This window comes from Azospirillum sp. TSH58 (assembly GCF_003119115.1).
In the GTDB taxonomy this organism is placed as follows: domain Bacteria; phylum Pseudomonadota; class Alphaproteobacteria; order Azospirillales; family Azospirillaceae; genus Azospirillum.
Genome location: NZ_CP022367.1, coordinates 577,257 through 591,413, shown reverse-complemented (window position 1 = coordinate 591,413; position 14,157 = coordinate 577,257). Strand labels below are relative to the sequence as shown.

Genomic DNA, 14,157 nt, shown 5'->3' with positions numbered 1-14,157 from the left:
GTCCCCCTTTTTGCCGCGTGCTGGGAAAAATTGGCCTAGCGTCCGGGACGGGGAGAGGGAAGAAAGCTCCCGTCCGGTCGCTATGACCTAAGGACAGGGCGTGGCCGGGCGGAGGCTGGGCTAGAACGGGGGGAGAGGAAACGGGATGCACGCCGGCGGTGGGGCCGCCGGAGGAGGGCGGCTTGGACCGTGTGGAGCAACTTCTGATACCGTTGCTGGGGGCGGCCCTTCTGGGGCACGCGCTGAGCGGCGCGCCGCTCCGCTTCGATCGCCCGGATCCGCAGCCCTTCGATGTGGCCGCCTTCAACGCCACCCTGCTGGCGGCGGAGATGCCGGCGCTGCCGGTTGCAAGCTCTCGCCCGGCCTGGAGCGGGGACGACCCCTACGACTGTTTCTGCGGCGCCAACTGAGCGGCGGCGAAGCGCTCCAGCTCCGCGGCGACGGTGCGCAGGACGCTGTCCCAGTCGCCGGGGCGGGGCTGGCGGAACAGGCGCAGCGACGGGTACCAGGGGCTGTCCGTACGGTCGAGCAGCCAGCGCCAGTCCGGCGCGTAGGGGAGAAGCAACCACGCCGGCACGCCGAGCGCGCCCGCCAGATGGATGGTCGCCGTGTCGACCGCGATGACGAGGTCCAGATTCGCCAGGATGGCCGCGCTGTCGGCGAAGTCGCGGATGCCCGCGGTCAGGTCGGGCAGGGCGGCGGGCCGGGCCGCCGTCGCGTCGCCGGTCTGCAGGCTGAACAGGCGCAGGCCCGGCGTGTCGAGGAGCGGGGCCAGCCGGTCGGCGGGGATGGAGCGGTTGCGGTCGTTGCGGTGGTTCGGGTTGCCCGCCCAGACGAGGCCGACGCGTGGCCCGGACGCCGTTCGCGTGTCAACCTCGGCGATCCGGCGGCCCCAGCGCGCCACCTCGTCCGGTTCGGCGGCGAGGTAGGCGGGTGGGGCGGGGATGCTCGCCAGCTCGGTGCCGAAGGCGCGGGGCAGGCTCATCAGCGGGCAGTGGAGGTCGTGCGGCGCCGGGGCGGGGCCGCGCACCAGCACCTGGATCTCCGGTCCCAGCGAGCGCAGCAGACGGAATTGCAGCGGGTGCACGTCCAGGATCACCCGGCCCCCGGCGCGGGCCACCAGCGGGGCGTAGCGGGCGAACTGGATGGTGTCGCCGAATCCCTGCTCGGCGTGCAGGAGGATGCGCCGGCCGTCCAGCGGCTCCCCGGCCCAGGGCGGGGCGGGCAGGCGACGCGGGCGCCACTCGAATTCGTCCCATCCGGCCTTCAGGTCGCCCCGCACCAGCCGGCCGACGGCGCGCGCCAGATGTGCGTCGGTGTGGTCGGGCCGCGCGGCCAGCAGGGCGTCCAGGCAGGCGTCGGACTCCGCGAAGCGTCGCGCGTCGCGCAGCACGACGCCCCGGTTGAGCGCGGTGTCCGGATGGCCGGGCCGCCTCCGCTCCGCGCGCTCCAGCCAGGCCAGCGCGGCGGGGTGGTCGGCCAGCGCGTGGCGCACCGAACCCAGGTTCGTCAGGGCGTCGGGCAAAGCCGGGTCGAGGGCCAGGGCGCGGGCCAGCGCGGCGTCGGCCCGCTCCGCCGCTCCGAGCGCGCGCAGGGCACCGCCGAGGTTCGCCCAGGGCGACGCCGCGTCGGGGCGGAGCCGCAGCGAGCGGGCGATCAGCGCCGCGGCGGCGGCGTGGGCGCCGCGCTGGGCCTCCGCCACGCCGAGCAGATGCAGGGCGTCGGGCTGCGCCGGCTCCACCGCCAGCACGACGCGGTAGTCCTGCGCCGCCTCGGCGAGGCGCCCGGCCATGTGGTGGTTGACGGCGGCGTCGAGAACGTCCAGGAGTGTCGCCATGCCCGTTGTCTACACCGGGGCCTTGCGGAAGGCGAGCCCCCGGACCTTTCCGGATCGAGGATTTCCATGGACGACCGTCTGCCGACGCATCTCTGGGTGATGGCGCACATCCGCGCCGCCGATGCGGAGGGCGTCACGATGATGGTTCTGCGCAAGGGGGACCCCAGCCGCGGCACGGTCATCCTGAAATTGAACCGGCTGGACCGGACCTTCAGCGTCCTGGTCCAGGTGCGCGAGGAGGAGCGGCTGCGCTGGTCCCGCGGCACCGGCGCCGATCCGGTGGACGAGGCGACGGCCGACGCCTACATCGCCCGCCAGACCCGCTACGATCCCGACGTCTGGGTGATCGAGGTGGAGGACCGCAAGGGTCGCCACTGGTTCGAGGGCGAGGTGCGCGGATAGCTCCCCGGAGCGGCGCCGGATCACACCAGTTCCGCCTTTCCCACCGTTGCCCCCGCCGTCGGCGTGACGCGGGGGAAGCGCAGGATGAAGCGGGTGCCCTCGCCGGGAATGCTCTGCACCGTGATGGTGCCGCGCAGCGTGCCGGTGACGAGGTTGTAGACGATGTGCAGCCCCAGACCGCTGCCCCCGCTGCCCCGGCGGGTGGTGAAGAAGGGGTCGAAGATCTTCGGCAGGATGTCCGACGGGATGCCCAGCCCGTTGTCGGCCACCGTCAGCTCCACCTGATCCTGCGGCAGCAGGCGGGCGGCGATGGTCAGCCGGCCCGGATGGTGCGGCGTGAAGGCGTGGGTCAGCGCGTTGAGGACGAGGTTGGTCAGGATCTGCGACAGCGCGCCGGGATAACCGTCCAGCTCCAGCTCGTCCGGGCTGTCCACCGCGATGTCCAGGCCGGCCACGTCCTTGTAGGCCGGGCGCAGGCTGCGCAGCAGTTCGCCGATGTAGGTCTTCAGCTCGAACCGGCGGCGCTCGTCGCTCGACTGGTCCACCGCGACCATCTTGAAGCTCTGCACCAGATCGGCGGCGCGCATGCTGTTGGACAGGATCAGCCGGGCCATCTCGCCGCCGTCGGCCAGGAAGCGCTGGAACTCCGACTTCTTGATCGCCCCGGCGGCGATCTGGCGGGCCAGCTCCTCGAACTGCACGGCAAGCTGCGAGGCGCCGGTGATGGTGATGCCGATGGGCGTGTTGACCTCGTGCGCGACCCCGGCGACGAGCTGGCCGAGCGAGGCCATCTTTTCCGCCTGGATCAGGCTGGCCTGGGTCTCCTTCAACTCGCGCAGCGCCTGTTCGGCCGCGTCGCGGGACCGGCGCAGCGCCGCCTCCGCCTCGACCTCGCGGGTCACGTCGACGACGATGGACTGGACGGCGGTCTCCCCCTTCCAGTCGATGCGGCGGCTGGTCAGCTCGATCCAGCGCTCCGACCCGTCGAGCCGGCGGGCGCGCAGCCGCCGCCGCTCGCTGGGCAGGCCGGTGGCGACGATGTGCCGGTAGTTGTCCTCGACCAGCGGCCGGCTGTCCTCCGCGATGAAGTCGAGCACCGAACGCACCCGCAGCGCCCGGTCCAGGCTGCTGCCCAGGATCTGCAGGAAGGCGTCGTTGGCGTAGAGCGGGCGGAAATCGCGGTGGATGATGATTCCCTGGATGGAGCCTTCGACGAGGTCGCGGAAGCGCCGCTCGTTGTCGGCCAGATCCATCTGGCGCCGGTCGATCTCGTCGATGAAGTAGCGGATGGAGGCGGCGATGTCGGTGATCTCGTCGTTGCCCTCCACCGGCACCGTCGCGTCGCTGCCGGACAGCCGGGCCAGAACGGCGCCGTTCAGGGCGACCAGCCGCGAGGTCAGGAAGCGCCGGAAGAACAGATGGACCAGGATGGCCAGCAGGATGGAGGCGCCGCCCAGCACCATCACCATGCGCGAGCGCTCCTGGATCATCGCCGCCAGATCGCCGGTGCGGTCGGTGGACTGGTCGTGGATGGCGTCGAACAGGGCCAGCGTGAAGCGGTCCACCGTCTCCACCAGGACCCGCGACTGGCCGGACAGCGCCTGGGCGCGGTTGCGCGCCTGCAGCCGCTCGGCGGAGCTGTCGAACAGCCCGCCCGGCGCCACCAGGATCGCGGCGAGGTCGGCCCGGATGCGCTCCATGGCGGAGCCCTCCGGCTCGGGCGTGGCGGCGGCCAGACGGCCCAGCTCGGCCAGCGTGTGCTCGGCGTTGCGGCGCTCCACGCGCAGCCGGTTGAGATGGTCGGTCTGCATCGCCCCGGCGGCCCGCGCCATCAGCGCGCCCGCCCGCACCGCCCAGGCGCCCAGCATCCCGCCCCCGCCGGGCGCCGCCGCGGCCGTTCCGGTTCCCGGCTCCGCCCCTGGCAGGCGTTCCAGCGCGTCGGCGAGCTGGGCCAGCGCGCGGATCGCCTCCGCCTGACGGGCGCCGGCCTCGATCTGCCGGTCGACCTCCGCGTTCAGGTCGGCCACCGTCGCCGCCAGGATCAGCAGGGTGGACTGGGCCTGTTCCAGAAGCCGCAGCTCGTCGCCGTCACCGTCGCCCACCGGCTCGCCCTGCTGGTGGAGGTCCCGCATGCGCTCGACCAGCTTGCTCAGGAACTCCAGCTCGCTGATGAGTTCGTCGTAGATGGACCGGCGCTGCGGGGTGGTGGCCGACCCGGCCAGGACGGGCAGGCGGGCGACCAGCTTCTGGAGCGAGCCGCGCAGCTCCGCGCTGGTGATGACCTTCGGCAGGGTGGTGGAGGAAAGGACCGACACCTCCCCCCGGAACAGCTGGAAGGAGGACAGCGACACGACGCCGACCAGCAGGACCAGCATCGTCATGATGGTCAGGCCGATGGAGATGCGCAGCACGATGCCGGCCCGCGCGCGCCGCCGCCGGGGCAGGGATGCCGCGGCGGCGCTGCGGTCGGTGGGGGGCTTCGTGACCGTCGCGTCCATTCTGAGGTTACCGCTGGACCGTCAGGCGGCCGTCGAGCTGCGGCGCGAAGGAGCCCGTGCGGGCGATCCGTCCGGCGAGGATGGTCGAGACGAAATCGGCGTCCCGGTCGTCCACCAGCCGCGGGGCGGTGGACAGCATCGCATAGCCGTCCCCGCCGTTGGCGAGATAGCTGCCGGTGGCCAGCCGGAAGCGCGCCGCCGGCTCCACCGGCTTGCCGCCCACCGTCAGCGCCACCACCCGCTGGCCGGGCGGTCGCGACGCGTCGACGGTGACTCGGGCGTTGGACAGGTGCGGAAAGCGGCCCTGCAGCTGCTCGATTCCGGAGAAGCCGAACTCCAGCGCGTCGCGCAGCTGCTGCCCGGTGACCTCGATCAGCACGGCGGTGTCGTGGAAGGGGAACTCGGTCTGGATGTCGCGGCGCGTCCACACCGTGCCCGCCGCGTAGGCGCGGTCGCCGCGGAAGGAGCCCCCGTTGATCAGCGCCACGTCGGCCTCCATCGCCTCGCGCAGCGAATCGGCGACGGTGTTGGCGAAGGCGTTCTCGCTGGCCCGCACCACCTCGCGCCGCGTGTCGATGGGCGTGTCCAGCCGGCCCACCTGCATGCCCAGCATGCTGTCCAGCCGCGCGCGGTAGGCCTTGGCCTGCGCGTCCAGCGCCGGATCCGGCGCCAGGGTGGCGGTGTCGATGGCGCGCACGCCGCTGCTCCACACGGTGCGCGTGGCGTCGCCCCTGGTCACCTTCTCGGCGGTGATGTCCAAGGCCAGCACCCAGGCGGCCTGCGGCTCGACCGTCGCGTTCAGGGTCTTGCCGTCGTAGTCCACGGCGACCACGCGCCCGCGGTCCTGGTAGAGCACGATGTCGGCGGCGCCGGAGGCGATCACGTCGCGGTGGGTGCCGCCGGAATCGCCGGTCAGCGCCACCACCAGATCGGCCCCGGCGTTGCGCAGCTCCTTTGCCTTGCGCGCCAGGACCGGGCCCGGCGGCTGGAAATCCGTGCGCGGAGAGCGGGTGATCTCCCCCGTCCGCGCCGGCGCCGCGGCCAGCACGCCGACGCGCAGCGGGCCGGCGTTGAGCATCGCCCGGTCCTCCAGCCCGTCCAGCGGCTTGCCGGTCTGGCGGTCCGCCGCGTTGGAGACGACGATGGGGAAGTTCGCTTCGAAGGCGCGGGTCATCAGCACGTCGTCGCCGTGATGGAATTCCCGGTTCAGCGCCGCCATGGCGTCGATGCCGACCCCGTTCAGCAGGTCGATGACGTGCGCCCCCTGGTCGTAGAAGGACAGGACGGAGGGCGCGAGCGCCTGCCCGCCATGCAGGACCAGCACGGTTCCGCCCGCCGCCCGCTCCTGCCGGACCAGCGTGGCGAGCCGGGCGATGCCGCCGCGTCCCTGCACGTCCTCCAGCTCGGTCGTGCTGTGGGCGTAGAGGATGGTGAAGCGGCCGGGGTCCGCCCAGGCGGGTCCGCAGGCCGAAATCCCGCCGGCCAGACTTCCGAGAACCAGCGCAAACACCGGGCGCAACCAGACGCCCCTGCCGAATCCCATGCCGTCGTTCCCCATCCAGCGTCCGCGTGGTCATCCCCGCCGCGGGCCGCACCCCCAGTTCCGCGGCGGATTATGCGCGTTCGCGCGACGGCGGTGAAGCTGTACCGAGGATGACAAATCGCCCCGTTCCGCGCCGGGGCGACGCCCGCGACGCCAGGACGGATCGGATTTGCCGAAAGGCCATACTTTTTACAGGGAATTTTCGGCCTATGCGGATGCTGCACCGCACCCATTCCGCATTGGTAATACCAGTTCGAAAGGGGTGCCCCTATTCTCCGCCAGCCCATTCTCGGGGCGTTTCCTCCCTAGACTCAAGGCCGGAGCGTTGCTCCGGCCTTTTTTTCGTCCGCGACGCACCGGAGTCCGGGGGCAGCCGACGTGACGCCGGGGGGATCGCGCCGTGGATTGCGGAAGGGCGCGGTTGCGTTATCCTTCGGCCCATGCCCGCCCTGCCGCCTCCGGAAACTCTGGATATCGTCCTCAGCCGGACCGCGAAGGTTCCGCTGTCCACGCAGATCCACGCCGCCCTGCGCGATGCCATCCGCGATGGCCGTCTGGCCGGTGGGGCGCGATTGCCGTCCTGGCGGGATCTGGCCGTGCAACTCGGGGTGTCCCGCGGGACGGTGCGCGACGCCTATGAACGGCTGATCGACGAACAGCTCGCGGTCGGCCTGGGCGCCGCGGGGACGCGGGTGGCCGAGGGGGCCATGGCGGGACCGTCCCCCGACGGGCCGGCCCGAGCCCCGTCCTTCCCGGAACTGTTTTCCAATTTCGAGCGGACTCCGCTGCCCTTTCAGATGGGCGTGCCGGCGCAGGACGCCTTTCCCTTCACGCTGTGGTCCCGGATCGTCGGGCGGGCGGCGCGGGCCGCGGCGGCGGCTCCGGTCGGCTATCCCGATCCTTGCGGCCATCCGGATTTGCGGCGCGAGATCGCCGCCGTGCTGGCCATCGCCCGCGGCATCCGCTGCACGCCGGAGCAGATTTTCATCACGGCGGGCTATTCCGGCGCGCTCGGCATGGTGATCAGGGCCTTGCGGCTGGACGGTGCCACCGCCTGGATGGAGGAGCCCGGCTTTCCCCTGACCCGTCGCGCCCTTCACCTCGCCGGCATGACCGTGGTGCCCGTGCCGACGGATGGCGGTGGGATCGACGTGGATGCGGGGATCGCGCGGGCTCCGGCGGCGGGTTTGGCCGTGGTGACGCCCGGCCAGCAGGCGCCGCTCGGCGTGACCATGACGTTGCAGCGCCGCCTCGCCCTGCTGGACTGGGCGTCGCGGACCGGGGCGTGGATCGTCGAGGACGACTATCTCAGCGAACTGCAGTTGAAGGGCCGGGCCGCTCCGGCGCTGGCCTCCTTCGACCGGCAGGGGCGGGTGCTGCACGCCGGCACCTTCAGCAAGACGATCAGCCCGGCGTTGCGGCTCGGCTTCCTGATGGTGCCGCCGGGGTTGACCGGTCTCTTCGACGAGGCCGCCGCCTGCCTGTGCCCGGCGCCCGCCGCGGGCATGCAGCGGGCGGTCGCGGACTTCATGGCGAGCGGGCATTATTTCCGACATCTGCGCCGGATGAAGCGGCTCTACGCCGCCCGCCAGCAAGCGCTTCTAACGGCATTGCGCGACGCTGTGGCAGCGGAGTCGCCGATGGCGGTGGAGGCGTCGGGAAGCCTGTCGGTCCGCCTGGTCCTGCCACCGGGCAGCCGCGACATCGACATCGCCGCGGCGGCGCGGGCGGACGGCCTCGCTCCCGTGCCGCTGTCGCCCTGGTACGCCGATGGCCCGGAGTCCGCCCGTCCCCGCGGTCTGCTGCTGGGCATCACCAACCTGCAGGAGCGGCGCCTGCCCGACGACTGCCGCCGGTTGGTCGAGCTGGTGAAGCGGCACGGCTGACCCGGCGGAACGGGCTCAGGGGGCTCAGCGGGCTGCGGCGGGGACCGTGCGGAAGCTGATGGCGAGGCGGTTGTAGAGGTTCATCAGGCCGATGGCGATCGTCAGGTCGGCCACCTCCTTTTCGGAGAAGTGGGCCGACACCGCCTGGAACTCCGCGTCCGGGACGGCGGTTTCGGCCACCCGCGTCACCGTCTCCGCCCAGCGCAGCGCGGCGCGCTCGCGGTCGGTGAACAGCGCTTCGGCCTCGTGCCAGACCGGAACCAGCACCAGCTTGTCGATGGTGACGCCGTTCTTCAGCAGATCGCGGCTGTGCAGGTCGATGCAATAGGCGCAACCGTTGATCTGCGACACCCGCAGATACACGAGATCGATCAGCGTGACCGGAAGCCCGCACTGGCTGACGTAGCCGTGCGCGCCGGCGAGGGCCTTCATGCCGGCGGGGGTGGTGGCGTGGTAGTCGAGACGCGGGGACATGACGGTGATCCTCAATGGGGATGCGGGAGGTTCCCGGCTGCCGCGGATCCTGCACCGCCCGCCGGTCAGTCGTAAGGACCAAGACGTGACGGAAATCCTGTACCATCCTCCGCAGGGGGGACCGGTCAGGCGCCCGCCAACTCGCGGCGGAAGGCGCGGTCCATCATGGTGGCTACCCGCTCCAGCCTTTCGCGGTCCGCGCCGTCGCGGGCCGCCGCCGACATCCCCATCATCGCCATCACCACCAGATCGGCCAGGGCGTCGGCGCGGTCCGGCGCCTTGGTGGCGATGAAGTCACGGATCGCCGTGCGGCCTTCCCGCTTGAGCGCGTCGGCCAGGGCCTGAGCTTCCGGGTCGGCGCTGTTGCGCGCGCCATCGAGCACGAGGCACCCCGCCGTCCCATTCTGGCCAGGATAGAGCGCCGCGGCGAGCGCCAGCGTCCGTCCGATCACCGTCGCCACGTCGCCACCCTCCGCCAGAGCCCTGGCGAAGATGTTCGCCTCGCCCGCCGCGTAGCGGCGCAGCGCCCGTTCGAACAGCCCGGCCTTGCTGCCGAAGGCGGCGTAGAAGCTCGGCGGCTTGATGCCCAGTTCGGCGCCCAACTCGGCCACGCCGACCGCGTCGTAACCGCGGGCGTGGAACAGCCGCATCGCCGTCTCCACCGCCTCGTCCACGTCGAAGGAGCGCCGCCGTCCACGCGGCTCCGATTTTTTTGTAGCGACCACTATAAAAAACCCTTGCGCGATGCCCTGGAGTGATTTTATATAGCGGTCACTACATTAATTCAAGGAACCGATCATGAGCGACTTCGCGGGCAAGAACATCCTGGTCCTGGGCGGCAGCCGGGGCATCGGCAAGGCCATTGTCCAGCGCTTCGCGGCGGGCGGCGGGCAGGTCGCCTTCACCTACGCCGGTTCGCCGGACGCCGCCGCGGCGCTGGCATCCGAGACCGGATCCGAGGCGATCCGCACCGACAGCGCCGACCGCGACGCGGTGATCGCCACGGTGGCCGGGCGGGGGGCGCTGGACGTGCTGGTCGTCAACGCCGGGGTCGCGATGATCGGCGATCCGCTGACCTTCGACCCCGACGCGGTGGACCGCATGATCGACATCAACGTGCGCGGGCCCTACCACGCCGCGGTCGAGGCGGCGCGCCACATGACCGGGCCGGGGCGCATCATCGTCATCGGGTCGGTGAACGGCGACCGCATGCCCTTCGCGGGCGGCGCCGCCTACGCGCTCACCAAGGCGGCGGTCCAGGGCATGGTGCGCGGTCTGGCGCGCGACTTCGGGGATCGCGGGATCACCGTCAACGCCATCCAGCCGGGGCCGACCGACAGCGACATGAATCCCGCCGACGGTCCGATGGCCGAGGCCATGCACGGCTTCATGGCGATCAAGCGCCACGCCCACGCCAGCGAGGTCGCCGAACTGACCGCCTTCGTCGCCGGTCCGCACGGCGCGATGATCACCGGCTCGTTCCAGACCATCGACGGCGGCTTCGGGGCCTGACGCCGCGGTTCTACTCTTCCCCGCCCCAGCGGTCGCGGAAGACGAGGTCCTCAAGGGGAAGCCGGTTTCGCCAGCCGGCCTTCTCCAGTTCCGGCGTCTCGTGGAAATGGCTGACGTAGCCGAGGCAGAGATAGGCGACGGGGACGATCCGCTCCGGGATGCCCAGCGCCTCGCGCAGCTTGTCCTCGTGCAGGATGCTGACCCAGCCGACGCCCAGCCCTTCCGCCCGCGCGGCCAGCCAGAGATTCTGCACCGCGCAGACGCAGGAATAGAGGTCCATGGTCGGGATGTGCGTCCGCCCCAGCACCACCGGGCCGGAGCGCTCCCGGTCGCAGGTGATGCACAGGTTGACCGGCGCCTCGCGGATGCCCTCCAGCTTCAGGCGGCTGTAGAGCGCCTTGCGCTCCCCGGTGAAGAGGGCGGCGGCCTCCTCGTTGGCCTGGGTGAAGTCGGCGTGGACCCGCGCCTTCACCGCCGGGTCCTGGACGACGATGAAGTTCCAGGGCTGCATGAAGCCGACCGACGGCGCGTGGTGCGCGGCGGTCAGGACGCGGGTCAGCACGTCTTCCGGCACCGGGTCGGGGGCGAACTGCCCGCGCACGTCGCGGCGGGAGAAGATCGCCTTGTAGAGCGCGTCGCGCTCCTCCGGCGGGAAGGCGTGCCCGCTCATGAGTCGGCCGCGATGACGTGGAAGAAGGAGGCGAAGACGCCGCCCCGCCGCCCGCCGAGCGGCCCGAGGTCCGACCCGTCCGCCGCCGTGGCGGTGACCAGCGGCTCGTCGGCCCCGCGGTCGAGGATGGAGGCGTAATGGAACTCGTGCCCGCGCAGCGCCGTGCCCGCCCGGCCCAGCGGCGTGTCGCCGAGCAGGACGGCGCGCCGGTAGCCCAGATGCAGCTTGCGCTTGGCGAAGGAGGTCCGCACCCCCAGCAGCCCGAGCATCGGGTGGGTGGTGCCCGCCGCGTCCTCCAGCGACTCGCCCAGCACCATGTAGCCGCCGCACTCGCCGTAGACCGGCCGCCCGAGCGCGGCGAAGCGGTGCATGCCGTCGCGGAAGCGCGCGGCGGCGGCGAGTTGCCCGGCGTGCAGTTCCGGATAACCACCGGGCAGATAGACGGCGTCCGCGTCGTCGGGCGGCGCCTCGTCGGCCAGGGGCGAGAAATGCGTCACCTCGGCGCCCGCCGCGCGCCAGCCCTCCAGCAGATGCGGGTAGACGAAGGTGAAGGCGGCGTCCCGCGCGATGGCGATGCGCTGGCCCAGCGGCGGAAGGGCAGGGGCGAAGCTCCCCTCCGGCGCGCGGGAGGGGGCGGCGAGCGCGGCCACCCGGTCCAGGTCCACATGCTGCGCGATGAAGCGGCCCAGCGCCGCAAGACGCTCCTGCAGGTCCGCCGTCTCCTCCGCCTGGATCAGGCCCAGATGGCGTTCGGGCAGGATCACGTCGGGGGTGCGGGGCAGGGACCCCAGAACGGGGATGCCCAGCGCCTCGATGGCGCCGCCGGCCAAGGCGAGGTGGCGCGGGCTGGCGATGTTGTTGAGGATCACACCGCCGATCCGCACATCCTCGCGGTAGGTGGCGAAGCCCTTGACCAGGGCGGCGGCGGACTGCGACTGGCCCTTGGCGTTGACCACCAGGATCACCGGCCAGCCGGTGCGCGCGGCCAGCTCCGAGGTCGCCCCGGTGCCGGTCGCCCCGACGCCGGCCACCCCGTCGAACAGGCCCATCAGCGCCTCGCAGACCAGCAGGTCGGTGCCCTCCCCGGCGCGGCGGGCCAGCGAATCCAGAAGGTCCGGCCCCATCGCCCAGTTGTCGAGGTTGACGCTGGGCCGCCCGGTCGCCGCCTGATGGAAGGCCGGATCGATGTAGTCCGGCCCCGCCTTGACCGCGCCGACGCGCAGGCCGCGCGCCTTCAAGGCGACCAGCAACCCCAGCGTGACGGTGGTCTTGCCGGTGCCCGACGCCGGCGCTCCGACGATCAGCCCGCGCGGAGCGACCTCAGCCATGGGGGCCTCAGCCATGGGGAACCTCCTTGGGCAGCCAGTCGAGCACGGGGCGCAGCCGCACCACCTCGCCGATGACGATGATGGCCGGCGGTTCCATGCCGCTCGCCTCCAGATCGGCGACGCAGGTGCCGAGCGCGGTGACCAGCACGCGCTGCCGCTCGGTCGTGGCATCGGTCACCACGCCGACCGGCGTGTCGGCGGACCGGCCACCCTCCATCAGCGCCGCGGCGATGCCGGGCAGGCCCTTCCAGGCCATGTAGAGGATCAGCGGCGCGCCGGTGGCGGCCAGCGCCTTCCAGTCCGGCCCGCCCGCGCAGCTGTGGCCGGTCGCCAGGATCACCGCCTGGTTGGCCGTGCGGTGGGTCGCCGGGATGCCGGCGTAGGCCGGGCCGGCGATGCCCGCCGTGATGCCGGGAATGATGCGGAAGGGGATGCCCCGCTCGGCCAGCGCCTGAGCCTCCTCGCCGCCGCGCCCGAACACGAAGGGGTCGCCGCCCTTCAGGCGCAGCACGCGGTGCCCCTCGCGCGCCAGCTCGATCAGGCGGTTGGTGATGTCGTCCTGGTGGGCGGAGGGCTTGCCGCCGCGCTTTCCCGCGAACTCCAGCCTTGCCGAGGGCGCCGCCAGCGCCATGATCCGTTCACCGACCAGCGCGTCATGGACGATCACGTCGGCTTGCCTTAGACCTTGCAGGGCCAGCAGGGTCAGCAGGCCGGGATCGCCGGGGCCAGCCCCCGCCAGCCACACGCTGCCGGGCCGGAAGTCGGCCAGTTCCAAAGGAAGAGAAAGGGAGTCGGGCGACGGCTCTGCGGTCATGGACGAGCACTCAGCGACGGAAAACGGTGTGGACGGCGAGGTCGGCGGCGACGGGACCGGCGACGGCAGGACACTGCGGCGGGGCTGGACGACGGGCGCTTGCGCCACCGCCGCGACGCGGGCGGCCTGCGGGGCGCTGTTCTCCGGCGATTTCCCCGATCCGGTGACGGTAACCCTGCCCGGCGGCCAAACGCCAGCCTTCGCGCTCGCCTGGACGGATCGCGGCGACGGCTGGGCGGCGGCGGGCGTGGTCAAGGACGCCGGCGACGACCCGGACGTCACCCACGGCGCGCTGATCCGCGCCCGCGTCAGCCGCGGCGAACCCGGCCAGGGCGTGGTCTTCCGCGCGGGCGAGGGGGTGGGCACGGTGACCCGCCCCGGCCTGCCGGTCCCGGTCGGCGAGCCCGCCATCAACCCGGTGCCCCGCGCCATGATCCGCCGGGCGGTCGCGGAGGCCGCCGCGTTGGCCGGCGAGGCCCCGGACGTCGTTGTCGAAATCTCGGTGGAGAACGGGGAGGCGCTGGCCCGCCGCACCATGAACCCTCGGCTGGGCATCCTCGGCGGCCTGTCGATCCTGGGGACGACGGGGATCGTCGTGCCCTATTCCTGTGCGGCTTGGATCGCTTCGATCCAGCGCGGCGTCGATGTGGCGCGGGCAGCCGGGCTGGGCCATGTCGCGGCCTGCACCGGCGACACCTCGGAAAAGGCGGTCACCGCGCGCTACGGCCTGCCGGAGCATGCGCTGCTCGACATGGGCGACTTCGCCGGGGGCACGCTGAAGTATCTGCGCCGTCACCCGATCCCGCGCCTGACCCTGTGCGGCGGCTTCGCCAAGTTCGGCAAGCTGGCGCGAGGCCTGCTCGACCTGCATTCCAAGCGCGGCAGCGTCGATCTCGACTGGCTGGCCGACCGCATGGCCGAGCTGGGCGCCGCCCCGGACTGCGTGGCGGAGGCCCGCAACGCCAACACCGCCGCGCACGTCCTGGCCATTGCCAAGGAGGCCGGCCTGCCGCTGGCCGACCGCGTGGCGGCGCTGGCCCAGCGCACGGCGCTGGACACGCTCGACGGCGCCCCCGTGGCTGTCGAGGTGCTGGTCACCGACCGCCAGGGCAACATCGTCGGCGGTTCCGGATGGGCGGGACCTTGATCCCCTCTCCCCCCCGGGGAGAGGGCTAGGGTGAGGGGGGGTGCAA

The 14,157-nt window shown here is 72.3% G+C and carries 13 protein-coding genes; 5 read left to right on the top strand and 8 right to left on the bottom strand.

What is annotated here, in order from left to right; all coding sequences use genetic code 11:
- Positions 1–191: 191 nt before the first annotated feature.
- Positions 192–410, top strand: coding sequence for a hypothetical protein (locus TSH58p_RS24290; RefSeq protein WP_247874073.1), 219 nt, complete (start codon positions 192–194; stop codon positions 408–410).
- Here TSH58p_RS24290 and TSH58p_RS24285 read toward each other — a convergent pair.
- A complete protein-coding gene (locus TSH58p_RS24285) occupies positions 383–1,837 on the bottom strand; it encodes a tetratricopeptide repeat protein (RefSeq protein WP_109070465.1) in 1,455 nt (484 codons plus the stop codon). The genes TSH58p_RS24290 and TSH58p_RS24285 overlap by 28 nt on opposite strands.
- Positions 1,838–1,903: 66 nt before the next feature.
- Between TSH58p_RS24285 and TSH58p_RS24280 the strand changes: the two genes are divergently transcribed.
- On the top strand, positions 1,904–2,239 hold the full coding sequence (locus TSH58p_RS24280; protein ID WP_109070464.1) for a DUF1491 family protein: 336 nt from the start codon (positions 1,904–1,906) through the stop codon (positions 2,237–2,239).
- 20 nt (positions 2,240–2,259) lie between these two features.
- Here TSH58p_RS24280 and TSH58p_RS24275 read toward each other — a convergent pair whose 3' ends face one another.
- Positions 2,260–4,737, bottom strand: coding sequence for an ATP-binding protein (locus tag TSH58p_RS24275; protein ID WP_109070463.1), 2,478 nt, complete (start codon positions 4,735–4,737; stop codon positions 2,260–2,262).
- Positions 4,738–4,744: 7 nt separating this feature from the next.
- Complete coding sequence (locus TSH58p_RS24270) at positions 4,745–6,280, bottom strand: bifunctional UDP-sugar hydrolase/5'-nucleotidase (protein ID WP_109070470.1); 1,536 nt, start codon at positions 6,278–6,280, stop codon at positions 4,745–4,747.
- A gap of 440 nt (positions 6,281–6,720) precedes the next feature.
- Between TSH58p_RS24270 and TSH58p_RS24265 the strand changes: the two genes are divergently transcribed.
- Positions 6,721–8,166 (top strand): PLP-dependent aminotransferase family protein, encoded by a 1,446-nt coding sequence (locus TSH58p_RS24265; protein ID WP_109070462.1) that lies wholly within the window; start codon positions 6,721–6,723, stop codon positions 8,164–8,166.
- 24 nt (positions 8,167–8,190) lie between these two features.
- On the opposite strand, the gene TSH58p_RS24260 is transcribed toward TSH58p_RS24265, so the two are convergent.
- Positions 8,191–8,640, bottom strand: coding sequence for a carboxymuconolactone decarboxylase family protein (locus TSH58p_RS24260; RefSeq protein ID WP_109070461.1), 450 nt, complete (start codon positions 8,638–8,640; stop codon positions 8,191–8,193).
- A 125-nt stretch (positions 8,641–8,765) separates the two neighbouring features.
- Complete coding sequence (locus TSH58p_RS24255; RefSeq protein WP_247874072.1) at positions 8,766–9,365, bottom strand: TetR/AcrR family transcriptional regulator; 600 nt, start codon at positions 9,363–9,365, stop codon at positions 8,766–8,768.
- Positions 9,366–9,438: 73 nt separating this feature from the next.
- On the opposite strand from TSH58p_RS24255, the gene bdcA reads away from it, so the two are divergent.
- Entirely contained in the window at positions 9,439–10,152 is a 714-nt protein-coding gene (gene bdcA, locus TSH58p_RS24250) for an SDR family oxidoreductase (RefSeq protein ID WP_109070459.1), read from the top strand.
- A 10-nt stretch (positions 10,153–10,162) separates the two neighbouring features.
- On the opposite strand, the gene bluB is transcribed toward bdcA, so the two are convergent.
- From bluB to cobA, 3 genes are read right to left on the bottom strand one after another with little or no spacing between them, the layout of a single operon-like run.
- Positions 10,163–10,822, bottom strand: coding sequence for a 5,6-dimethylbenzimidazole synthase (gene bluB / locus TSH58p_RS24245; protein WP_109070458.1), 660 nt, complete (start codon positions 10,820–10,822; stop codon positions 10,163–10,165).
- Positions 10,819–12,165, bottom strand: coding sequence for a cobyrinate a,c-diamide synthase (locus tag TSH58p_RS24240; protein ID WP_247874071.1), 1,347 nt, complete (start codon positions 12,163–12,165; stop codon positions 10,819–10,821). Before TSH58p_RS24240 ends, bluB begins: the two co-directional genes overlap by 4 nt.
- A complete protein-coding gene (gene cobA, locus TSH58p_RS24235; protein WP_109070456.1) occupies positions 12,158–12,964 on the bottom strand; it encodes a uroporphyrinogen-III C-methyltransferase in 807 nt (268 codons plus the stop codon). The genes TSH58p_RS24240 and cobA overlap by 8 nt, the downstream gene beginning before the upstream one ends.
- Between cobA and TSH58p_RS24230 the strand changes: the two genes are divergently transcribed.
- Positions 12,963–14,111 carry a cobalt-precorrin-5B (C(1))-methyltransferase gene (locus TSH58p_RS24230; RefSeq protein WP_247874070.1) on the top strand — a complete coding sequence of 383 codons (1,149 nt, stop codon included), beginning with the start codon at positions 12,963–12,965 and terminating at the stop codon, positions 14,109–14,111. The genes cobA and TSH58p_RS24230 overlap by 2 nt on opposite strands.
- The last annotated feature ends 46 nt before the right edge of the window (positions 14,112–14,157 follow it).